Here is a 10,568-nt window from a genome sequence, read left to right as displayed (position 1 = left end):
AGATGTGTATAAGAGACAGACAAAGGCTTGATAAAAAAAATCAACCATCAGGTGCAATTTATAAATAGATTTGGCTTAGCGGCCTACATCGAAAAATGGAAGCAACGGAATTACAGGCCGCTTATGAGTTCTGCTTTACAGTCCAGGTTATCTGGAAAAATCGACTTTGACAGCTATATCAAAATTACTAAAGAAAGTATGGTTACGCTTGGCGTAAGCCGTTACCCCAGTTTTAGGCATTCGCTAACAAAACCGGATACTTATTCTAGGCTAAGGGATATTGAAGCGCCCATGCTGGGTGCATGTTACCTTACCGAATATACGGCAGGGTTAGAGGAACTCTACGATCTAGGGAGCGAAATAGAGACATACAGTAACGTGGAGGAAATGGCACAAAAAATAGAAAAGCTTCAAAAAGACAAGCAATTAAGGTTGCAATTGCGCAACATGGGACAGAAAAGAGCCTTGAGCGAGCATAGCATTGCCAATTCATTGGCCAAGATCAAATTGCAATTAAACATCAAATGAGAATAGCCATCACTGCCGATCCTTATATCCCGGTTCCGCCAATCAATTACGGTGGCATCGAAAGAATCATTCATTTTTTAGTTGAAGGTCTGGCCCAGCACGGCCATGAGGTTATCTTGGTTGCCCATAAGGATTCCAAAGTAAGCGTAGCACACCTTCCCTATACCACAAGCGCTGCAGGAACGGTTGCGCAATTCAAAAATATATATACACTTTCAAGGCTCAAAAAATGGAAGCCAGACGTCATCCATAGTTTCAGTAGGCTGGCTTATCTCCTACCCTTTCTAAAATCTGGCATTCCAAAACTCATGTCTTACCAAAGGGAGCCCACTTTAACCCAAATACAAAAAGCGGTAAAAATAGCCAGAAAAGGCACCTTGGCCTTTACCGGTTGCAGCAACTATATCGCTAACCAGATTAGCCCTTATGCCAAAGCCTTTACGGTTTATAACGGTGTAGATCTCCAGATTTATGATTACAGCCCATCGGTTCCGACAGATGCCCCATTGGTTTTTTTAGGGAGAATAGAACCCATAAAAGGTACGCATACTGCCGTAAAGGCCGCCTTGGCTACCCACAAAAACCTGATTATTGCCGGTAATATTCCGCCAGCACATCAAAACTATTTCAATGAAATGGTCAAACCTTATTTGGGCAGTCAGATCAGCTATATAGGTCCGGTAAACGACCACGAAAAAAACGAATTGCTCGGTGCTGCAGGCGCCTTTCTTATGCCTATCGCTTGGAACGAACCATTCGGCATTGTAATGGCAGAAGCGTTGGCCTGTGGCACACCGGTTATTGGTTATCCGAGAGGCGCCGTAAACGAAGTGGTAAAGCATGGGGTTAATGGCTACATTGCCAATGGTTTTGAAGAGTTGTGCCAATACATTAACCAATGGGACCGCTTATCGAGAGCAGCGGCGCGAGAAAGTGCCGTAGAAAATTATTCGAGTGATAAAATCATCTCCGATTACCTTAAGATTTACCAAATGCTGCAGGATAAAACCATCCCGCTATTTCAATAGTTACCGAGATAGACCTTGATCAAATGAATCATCAGATAACCTTACAGATCAACCTTTCGCCAGGAGATATCAACTATGCACAGCTCACGGTTCCAGCATTGGTTGCTTCACATGCCGATATACCCCACAGGTTGCTCGTAGTGGATTGCTGCAAGCCCCAAAAAACGAAAATTGTAGACCCTGACATTAAATTTCCCGAGCCATTATTTAAGGAAAGAGTTAGGCAAATCAAGTCTATCGCCAATAACCTTTTAAAAGAAGGCGTTGCCACTGAAGTATATTTTCTAGAGCCTGGCGATCCATTAATTGCCCATATTTCCAAAAAGTACTTCAGGAACATCGTAAAGGAAACCCATGAATATGGGGGTATTGGCATTAGTTCATATTTGGCCGGATTGGAGCTCACCAAGACCCGGTTCATGCTGCATTTTGATGGCGATATGCTTTTTCATCAATCCAATGGTTTTAAGTGGTATGAACATGCTTTACGAATACTCGAGGCAAATCCCGATTGCATTTCTGCTACCCCTGGCATTGCCCCCTTAAACGGCATGGCTATACAAAAACCTAGCTTAGACCATTGGTCTGCGTTTACCAAAGTGGCTGGCGGTTATAAAGATACCTTTTTCTCAGCTCGCCAGTTCCTGATCGACAAGCAACGGCTGGCGCGATATCTTCCGCTGCTGAAAGGCCCAGCACTTTGGGAAACCCTTTTGGTGAAATACCTTAACAGGGGTTATCCAAGGGCCGTGGAAAACATTTTCTTCAAACGGTTTCGTTCGGCTGGTGCTTACCGTTTCATGCTTGAATCTGAAAACTGCTGGGTGTTGCATCCCTTGCAAAAACCTGAACCCTATCTTGCCATTTTACCAGCCATTATCGAAAAAGTCTACAAAGGCGACATTCCCAAAGCGCAGTTGGGCCACGAAAACATTCAGCTTGAGGCTTGGCAATCTTTCCTGAAAGAAGAAAATTGAAATCGATCGTTATTATTACTTCCGGCCAGCCCGCTACTAATCCACGTTTGGTAAAAGAAGCCGACACCTTGGTCGAAGCGGGTTATGAGGTAAAAGTAATTTATCAATACAGAGATGAATGGGCGGCTCATTTAGATAAGCAGTTACTTGTACAAAAAAAATGGGAGGCTATTTGTGTGGGTGGAACGCCTGTATCAGATAAATGGCTTTATCTTTTGACAAGATTACATCATAAAATCGCACAGCTATTCCTTAAAAGGCTAGGTTTTAAAAGCCTGGCAGCCTTGGGCAGGTGTACCCCGCTACTGATTAAAAAAGCAAAAAAAACAAAGGCCAACCTCTACATCGCACACAACTTGGCTGCATTGCCGGTTGCTGTAAAGGCGGCCAAAACCAATCAGGCCATGGCTGGTTTCGACGCAGAAGATTTTCACCGATATGAAGAAACCGACAACGATTCAGACCCTCTGGTAAAGCTGAAAATTGCGGTGGAGGATCAGTATATACCCCAATTAGATTACCTAACCGTGGCAAGTCCATTAATCGGCGAAGCCTATACAAAGCTTTATCCGCAAGTAAAAAACACGACCATTTTAAATACCTTTGGCATACAGCAATTGGCAGCAAAAAAAACAAAATCGGAACAAGTTCTAAAGCTGTTTTGGTTTTCACAAACTATTGGCGCCAACAGAGGGCTCGAGAGTGTTATTGAAGCCATGGGTTTGGCAAAGCCATGCCGGCTCCAACTGCATTTGCTGGGTGCTTATCAAGAGGCAACTCAAGCTTACTTCGACCAGATTGCCGTTCAACATAGCCTGACGGAAGGAGCGATAGTTTACCACCATCCTATTCCGGAACAAGAGCTATTCTCTTTTGCCCAGCAATTTGATATTGGATTGGCCACCGAGATCGGCTATCCCAAAAACAGGGATATCTGTTTAACTAATAAGATATTTACCTATGTGCAAGCTGGACTTTGCATTGTGGCCTCTAATACTACCGCACAGCAACAGCTAATGTCGGCCTATCCCGGTATGGGACTTACATTTGGAAGTGCAAAAGAGCTGGCCGCTATGTTTGCTACTTATGCCAACAATCCTGTACTTCTCCGCACACATCAGCAACAGGCGTTGAAATATGCACATGAAACCCTTAATTGGGAGGAAGAGCAAAAAAAATTCCTGTTCATTATCAAACAGTTAGACCTTCGCCAAAATAATAGCCATTGAAGCGATTACTGATCATTTCTCCGCATTTTCCACCCGCCAACACTGCAGACATGCAACGCGTTAGGATGAGCCTGCCCTACTTTGCAAATCTGGGCTGGGAGGCAGAAGTGATTACGGTTGCCCCAACTTATGATGATGTAGTAAAAGACGAGCTTCTACTGGCTTCCGTACCAGCCAACATCAAAATCCACCAGGTGAAGGCCTTGACTAAAAAATGGACCAGCAAATTGGGTTTAGGAAGCCTAGCCTTAAGGTCGCTTTGGTATTTTAGAAAAAAGGGAAATCAATTGTTAAAACAGCAGCGATTCGACCTCATCTATTTTTCTACCACCGAGTTTCCAATATGTATTTTGGGCAGTTATTGGAAAAAGAGATTTGGTACTCCTTATGTAATCGACATGCAAGATCCATGGCATACCGATTATTACAAAAACAAGCCCAAATCAGAACGGCCCAAAAAATATTGGTTCTCTTACCGTTTGCATAAATACCTGGAACCAAAGGCCATGCAGCATGTTGATGGTCTTATCAGCGTATCTGAAAATTATATCCAGACATTGCACCTTCGCTATCCCCAACTCCAAACCAAACCTGCCGCGGTTATTACTTTTGGTGCTTTTGATAAAGATTTTGAGATTGCCCAGCAAAACAGCAAACAACTCGGTCTGGCTTTTAGGCAAACCACAAACAAAATCAATCTGATTTACATTGGTCGCGGTGGTTTTGACATGAAACCGGCCTTACAAACCTTATTTGGCGCATTTAAACAAGGGATCGCTTTACAGCCCGACTTATTTGGCAAGGTACAGTTTCATTTTATTGGTACCAGTTATGCGCCAAAAGGCAAGGGCGTGCCAACAATAGCTCCGATAGCCGAAGAACTTGGCCTGTCGGATTATATAACAGAGTATACCGATAGGATAGGTTTTTACCAAAGCCTTAAAAACATGCAGCAAGCTGACGGATTGGTGATCATCGGCTCTGATCAGGCGGCCTATACCGCATCCAAACTTTATCCATACATCCTGGCCAAAAAACCGTTACTGGCCACGCTGCATCCCGAAAGCAGTGCAACCAAAATCATGAAAGACTGCCATGCTGGCCATCTCTTATACATCAACCAAACTCTTGATGCAGCTACGCAAACCATGGCTGCTTATTTAGAATTTATCCATCAACATGTTCCCCCTCCTACCCGCTGGGAAGCATTCGAAACGTTTACCGCGGCGCATACGACCCAAAAACAAGTGGAACTTTTTAACGAGGTTATAAAAAACAATGCTGTTCCTTTATAGATTTATCCTCAGGAGACCTTTCTTCAAAGGACAAGAAAGGCTTTTCAACTACCTCTTTACCCGCCATAAGCTCGGTAGCCAAACCGTTACGGTAAAGCCTATCGAAGGTAATTTCACGATCAATTGCGATCCTTTAACCTGGATTGGTGCCAAAATCATTTATACGGGCAATTATGAGCCTGCACTTAAAAAAGTATTCCGGTCTGTTATTCAAAAAGGCGATTATGTATTAGATGTTGGGGCCAATATTGGCTTTCATACCCTTTATTTTGCCGAACTGGTTGGAGCAACCGGCCAAGTACGTGCATTTGAACCGGTTCCCAAAAACTTCAAGGCTTTAGAAGCCAATATCAGGCTGAACAATTTTAACCATATCAAAGCCCAAAAAATGGCTTTGAGCAATAAGGAAGAACAACTTTATATCCAAGCCGACGAAAACAGCGAAAATCCAGGGACTTTTAATTTATTCGAACTTAATGGCGATACATTGATACATTGTTATAGGGGCGACGAAATTATAGGCACAGAAAGGGTCGACTTTATCAAAATCGATGTAGAAGGCTACGAAAGCTTTGTGATTGATGGCCTGCTCGAAACCATCAAAAAAAACCGGCCTAAAATTATATTCGAATACGACAAGCATTACCACCAAAAAACCGGCCTGCCCGAAGATTATATCTTTTCATTGCTTCAGGGGCTCGATTATTATTTTTTACATGTATATAAAGATGGTCCTAAACCGATCGAACAGTTTAACAATCTTCAATCAGGAAATATTTTAGCACTGCCGCATGACTAAAAAGCTGGCCATTATCAGTACTCATCCTATCCAATACTATGCTCCGGTATTTCAGCTTTTGGCCAGGCAACTTGACCTGAAGGTTTTTTACACCTGGGGCGAACAGTCGTTGCATAAATACGATAAGGGCTTTAAGCAACATATTGCTTGGGATATCCCTCTGCTTGAGGGCTACGCCTATACTTTTTTGAAAAATATGGCAAAAGATCCTGGAACCCATCATTTTAGAGGCATCGTCAATCCTGATTTAATCAGCGAAGTGCAAAGCTATGGTCCAGATGCCGTTTTGGTTTATGGCTGGGCCTGGCAAAGCCACTTAAAAGCCATGCGGTTTTTCAAAGGCCGTATACCAGTTTATTTTAGAGGTGATTCTACCTTGCTGAACAAATCATCGGGCTTGGCCCATAGCCTAAAGCGTCTTTTCCTCAGGTGGGTTTATCGGCATGTTGACCTGGCTTTTTATGTAGGTACGGCCAACAAAGCCTATTTCAAAGCCTTCGGATTAAAAGAGCACCAATTGGTGTTTGCCCCACATGCCATAGACAACGATCGATTCGGTGCAGATAGACAAGATGAGGCAGTGGCACTACGTACAAAGCTGGGTATCGCGGCAAGCGACGTCCTTATTCTATTTGCCGGAAAACTGGAGCCCATTAAAAATCCGCAACTCTTGCTAACCGCATTTAAGGAACTTGCACTAGAAAATGTTCAATTGCTTTTTGTTGGAAATGGCGTTTTAGAAAGCACATTAAAAGCATCAAAAAACAGCAATATACATTTTCTGGACTTCCAAAACCAAACCATGATGCCAGTGGTTTACCAGGCCTGCGACCTCTGTTGCCTACCTTCCCAAAACGAAAGCTGGGGATTGGCTATCAATGAAGCAATGGCCGCGGGAAGAGCGGTACTGGCCTCTAGCCAAGTCAGTTGCGGCATCGACCTGATCAGTCAGGAGAACGGTGCAATTTTTAAGTGCAACGACCTGATTGATTTGAAACAAAAATTAATAGCTTTAACCTCCAAGAAGGAGTGTTTGCAACAAATGGGAGAAAATTCGTCAAAAAAAATTACGCACTGGAGCTTTCAAAAACAGGCAAAAGCCATCAGCAGTTATGTTAACCGATAAATATCAGAATTCTTCCCGCCAAAAAATCCTGCTCCTTATCTATTTGCCTTGGATAATTTCGGTCATTGTACAGATAGACCCTGTGATTTCGTATTTTACAGCTTGGTTGGGTTCTTTTTTTATTTTCTATTGGACCCTGTTTTCAAGATTGAGGTTTATCGGGCTTGATTTGCCTTTGAGCAAACAGGTCATGCGCCCCATTGTATTGGTTCAGCTCATTTTCGCAGGCTTTATGTGTACCACGTCCATTTTCTATTTTTTAGATCATATGGGCTATGAATATTTTACCAAGGTAAATTTCATGTTGCCTTTTAAACCAAATGAACAAACCTATTTTATTGCCAAATGCCAGCGACTTTCTTTATTGGCTCACGCGGCCTTGGTTACCGGAATGATTGTCAAAATTAAGCAGTACCCCGTTATCAAGCATCGCCTTAATCTTAACCTCGATTTTTTCCTCATCTGGCTTTGCGTGGCCTGTTATCTTCTCGGTGCTGCGACCTCCCGTCTACACAGCATCAGCCAGTTCTCGTACGGTTTGATCAACATTTCCATTACCTGTAGCGCTTTTGTATTCGTGAGAGGCATTGTGCAGCGGAAAACCGGCTTCATGCTATTTGGGGGTGGTCTTTTCCTGGTCAATTTCCTCGCTTCCACCTTAACCGGCTATAAGGAAAGTATCATCATCAATGTCATTATTATCGGCTTTTTGCTTTATCCCTATTTTAAAAAACTCATACTTGTCCTAACTCTTCCAACCCTCTATATTCTGCTCTATATCCTGCCCACATTTGCCAGCATTGTGCGTTCTCAATCCTGGTCTGGCGAAAAAAGCGCACAAGAAGCCCGTTCAGAAGCATTTAATGCGGTACTGGTGAGCGATGAAGCGCAAATAAACGAAACCAACTGGGATTTCCTTACCCTTCGCCTCAGCGAAATAGACATGTTTACCCAATTTGTTAAGCATATTCCGGCCGAGAGGAATTATTACGGGTTAGAAATTGTCGAAAATTCGTTGTTGGCCATTATTCCAAGGGCAATCTGGCCCAATAAATTTGTAACCGAAACCGTTTCTATGGAAAGGGTATATGAGGCAGGGGTAGCCAACAGAAGTTCGACGGTATCGGCTAAAACCCGCCCAGTGGTTGACGGCTACGTGAGTGCCGGCACAATCGGTGTGTTTATCTCTATTTTCTTATATGGCGTAATTACCCAATGGCTCTGCAACAAGGCCGAAGAATGGTTTGGAGGCTATGAACTGGGCTGCATCGTCATGTTCAACGCGATTTTTCAGAACCTTTGGCGTGGCAATAATTTTGAATTCCTGCTCAACAATATCTTTTATGGCTATTTGGCCATGTATGCCATTTATTGGATTCTTAGACGGTCCAATACTTTAATAGAACTCGATGTTTACGAAGATACTGCAGATCAGCGCCGCCTATAAGCCAGCCTATATTTATGGCGGGCCAACCATGTCGGTGGCCAAGCTCTGCGAAGCACTGGCAAACGCCAACGTGCCGATTGAAGTACTTACCACAACGGCCAATGGGCAAACAGAACTCAATGTAAGGCCTGGCGAAGTGCAAAATGTAGATGGCGTTGCTGTGAGCTATTTTAAACGCTTAACCAAAGACCATACCCACTTCTCGCCCACCCTGTTAAAGGCCTTAAAATCTAAAATCAAGCAAAATAAACAGGTGGTTGTGCATATTCATGCCTGGTGGAACCTGGTGTCGCTATTGAGTTGCCAAATAGCCAAATGGAGCAAGGTTCCAGTGGTATTATCGCCCCGGGGCATGCTTACCGAGTATACCTTGGGCAACAGAAATGCCGGCTTCAAATCCATCCTCCATCAGGTAATGGGCAAACGGCTTTTGCGTTATTGCCATATCCATGTGACTAGCGAAAAAGAAAAGCAAGACGTTTTACGTTTCATCCAGCCCAAAAGCCTTACGGTTATTCCCAACCTGGTAGAACTGGGCAATAGGCAGGTTGCGCAACCAAAAAATAGCGATTCAGCGCAACTCAGGGTCATCTTTTTATCGAGGATGGAAGAGAAAAAAGGCTTAGAGCTCTTGCTTAAAGCTTTAGCAAATGTTTCATTCGATTGGTCGCTGAGCCTGGCGGGTTCTGGTACAAACGCGTATGTTGAAAGCCTGCAATTGCTGGTGCAACAACTAGGCATAGCTGCTAACGTGGAGTGGATGGGCCAGGTAAAGCCGGCAGATAAGTTCGAAGTATTGGCCCAGCACGACCTTATGGCATTGACTTCCTACAATGAGAATTTTGCCAATGTAGTGATAGAAAGCCTTAGCGTAGGTACGCCCGTACTGCTGTCAGACCAAGTAGGGCTGGCCGATTATGTGCTGCAAAAGGAGCTGGGCTGGATTTCGACCCTAAACGTCGAAAAAATTGGCGAGCAATTAACCAAGGCTTATCAGGCCAAAGCACAACGCGAACAAATCAGACAAGTTGCACCCCATTTAATCGCAACGGATTTTAATTCGGCCCAATTGGTCCAAAGATATATTTCACTTTACCAAAAAGTACAATAAATGGCAGATTATAAAGATTATGGCTATCAAAATGCTTCAGCCACACACGCTCACCAATATATTGTAGCACCTATTGTTAAACTATTAGATAAAAACAGCAATCGCTGTATTTTAGATCTGGGCTGCGGCAATGGAGCTTTGGTAAAAACACTGGTTGAGCGAGGTTTTAATGCCTACGGAACCGATGCCTCGGCAACAGGGATCCAAATTGCTTCCACATTTTCGGCCGATCGTTTTGCCATTCAAGACCTCTCCAGCGACGACCTACCCGAAAAATTTGCGCAGCTTCGGTTCGACACTATCGTTTCTACCGAAGTCATCGAGCATTTATACGATCCAAGAAAATTTATACAGTTCTGTAAAACCATCTTACACAAGAACGGTGGCGGGTCGGTTATTCTAAGTACACCTTACCACGGCTACCTCAAAAACCTATTACTGGCCATTGCCGGCAAATGGGATAGCCATGCCAACCCGCTTTGGGATGGTGGCCATATCAAGTTATGGTCTAGGGCTACCTTAAGCCAACTGCTGGAAGAATATGGTTTTAAGGTAACTGATTTTGTGGGCTGTGGACGAATTCCTTATGTTTGGAAATCGATGGTAATCAAGGCAACACTATAATTTGATGAACAAGGAATTCAGCTTTATCATTCTTACCTTTAACGAGGAAGAACATTTGCCCAGGCTGCTCCAATCTATAGCAGGTTTGCATGCACCAACCTTTATCCTCGATTCGGGCAGTACAGACCAAACCTTGGCCATTGCCCAGCAATATGGTGCGCTGGTTAAAACCAATACTTTCGAAAACCATCCCAAACAATGGGATTTTGCCCTAAAAAACTTCGAAATCACTACGCCTTGGATCATTGGCTTGGATGCCGACCAAATTGTAACGCCAGAGCTTTTTAAGCAACTCGAAAATTTCAGCAATAGTGATTATGCGAACATCAATGGCATCTATTTTAACCGAAAAAATTATTTTAAGGGCAAATGGATCAGGTTTGGCCTGTCTCTTATACACATCT

Annotated in this window: 11 protein-coding genes; all 11 read left to right on the top strand. The window is 43.6% G+C overall.

The genetic code is table 11. From position 1 onward, the window contains the following. The first annotated feature begins 51 nt into the window (after window positions 1–51). Window positions 52–528: a glycosyltransferase family protein gene (locus JHD69_RS17570; protein WP_441339477.1), complete on the top strand. Its 477-nt coding sequence runs from the start codon at window positions 52–54 to the stop codon at window positions 526–528. Then, a complete protein-coding gene (locus tag JHD69_RS17565; RefSeq protein WP_199141653.1) occupies window positions 525–1,556 on the top strand; it encodes a glycosyltransferase in 1,032 nt (343 codons plus the stop codon). The genes JHD69_RS17570 and JHD69_RS17565 overlap by 4 nt, the downstream gene beginning before the upstream one ends. Before the next feature lie 23 nt (window positions 1,557–1,579). Beyond that, a complete protein-coding gene (locus tag JHD69_RS17560; protein ID WP_199141652.1) occupies window positions 1,580–2,533 on the top strand; it encodes a hypothetical protein in 954 nt (317 codons plus the stop codon). Next, window positions 2,530–3,762: a hypothetical protein gene (locus JHD69_RS17555; protein WP_199141651.1), complete on the top strand. Its 1,233-nt coding sequence runs from the start codon at window positions 2,530–2,532 to the stop codon at window positions 3,760–3,762. Before JHD69_RS17560 ends, JHD69_RS17555 begins: the two co-directional genes overlap by 4 nt. Continuing rightward, window positions 3,759–5,057, top strand: a complete 1,299-nt coding sequence (locus JHD69_RS17550; RefSeq protein WP_233166018.1) for a glycosyltransferase — start codon at window positions 3,759–3,761, stop codon at window positions 5,055–5,057. Before JHD69_RS17555 ends, JHD69_RS17550 begins: the two co-directional genes overlap by 4 nt. Further along, a complete protein-coding gene (locus JHD69_RS17545; RefSeq protein ID WP_199141650.1) occupies window positions 5,041–5,856 on the top strand; it encodes an FkbM family methyltransferase in 816 nt (271 codons plus the stop codon). The genes JHD69_RS17550 and JHD69_RS17545 overlap by 17 nt, the downstream gene beginning before the upstream one ends. After that, window positions 5,849–6,982 carry a glycosyltransferase family 4 protein gene (locus JHD69_RS17540; protein WP_233166017.1) on the top strand — a complete coding sequence of 378 codons (1,134 nt, stop codon included), beginning with the start codon at window positions 5,849–5,851 and terminating at the stop codon, window positions 6,980–6,982. Before JHD69_RS17545 ends, JHD69_RS17540 begins: the two co-directional genes overlap by 8 nt. Next, a complete protein-coding gene (locus JHD69_RS17535) occupies window positions 6,969–8,429 on the top strand; it encodes an exosortase Y-associated Wzy-like protein (protein ID WP_199141649.1) in 1,461 nt (486 codons plus the stop codon). The genes JHD69_RS17540 and JHD69_RS17535 overlap by 14 nt, the downstream gene beginning before the upstream one ends. Further along, window positions 8,392–9,540, top strand: coding sequence for an XrtY-associated glycosyltransferase XYAG1 (locus JHD69_RS17530; RefSeq protein ID WP_199141648.1), 1,149 nt, complete (start codon window positions 8,392–8,394; stop codon window positions 9,538–9,540). Before JHD69_RS17535 ends, JHD69_RS17530 begins: the two co-directional genes overlap by 38 nt. After that, window positions 9,541–10,164: a class I SAM-dependent methyltransferase gene (locus tag JHD69_RS17525; protein ID WP_199141647.1), complete on the top strand. Its 624-nt coding sequence runs from the start codon at window positions 9,541–9,543 to the stop codon at window positions 10,162–10,164. A gap of 4 nt (window positions 10,165–10,168) precedes the next feature. Continuing rightward, on the top strand, window positions 10,169–10,568 hold a 400-nt coding region (locus JHD69_RS17520; RefSeq protein ID WP_199141646.1), incomplete at its 3' end, for a glycosyltransferase.

This window comes from Pedobacter sp. ASV12, from assembly GCF_016429155.1.
Classification (GTDB): domain Bacteria; phylum Bacteroidota; class Bacteroidia; order Sphingobacteriales; family Sphingobacteriaceae; genus Pedobacter.
Note: the sequence above shows the minus strand (reverse complement) of the source record. Positions and strands in the feature narration are given on the sequence as shown.

Coding starts and splice junctions, on each gene's coding strand:
- JHD69_RS17535 (WP_199141649.1), top strand. CDS start 6,969: ATGTTAACCGATAAATATCAGAATTCTTCCCGCCAAAAAATCCTGCTC.
- JHD69_RS17525 (WP_199141647.1), top strand. CDS start 9,541: ATGGCAGATTATAAAGATTATGGCTATCAAAATGCTTCAGCCACACAC.
- JHD69_RS17530 (WP_199141648.1), top strand. CDS start 8,392: ATGTTTACGAAGATACTGCAGATCAGCGCCGCCTATAAGCCAGCCTAT.
- JHD69_RS17560 (WP_199141652.1), top strand. CDS start 1,580: ATGAATCATCAGATAACCTTACAGATCAACCTTTCGCCAGGAGATATC.
- JHD69_RS17545 (WP_199141650.1), top strand. CDS start 5,041: ATGCTGTTCCTTTATAGATTTATCCTCAGGAGACCTTTCTTCAAAGGA.
- JHD69_RS17540 (WP_233166017.1), top strand. CDS start 5,849: ATGACTAAAAAGCTGGCCATTATCAGTACTCATCCTATCCAATACTAT.
- JHD69_RS17565 (WP_199141653.1), top strand. CDS start 525: ATGAGAATAGCCATCACTGCCGATCCTTATATCCCGGTTCCGCCAATC.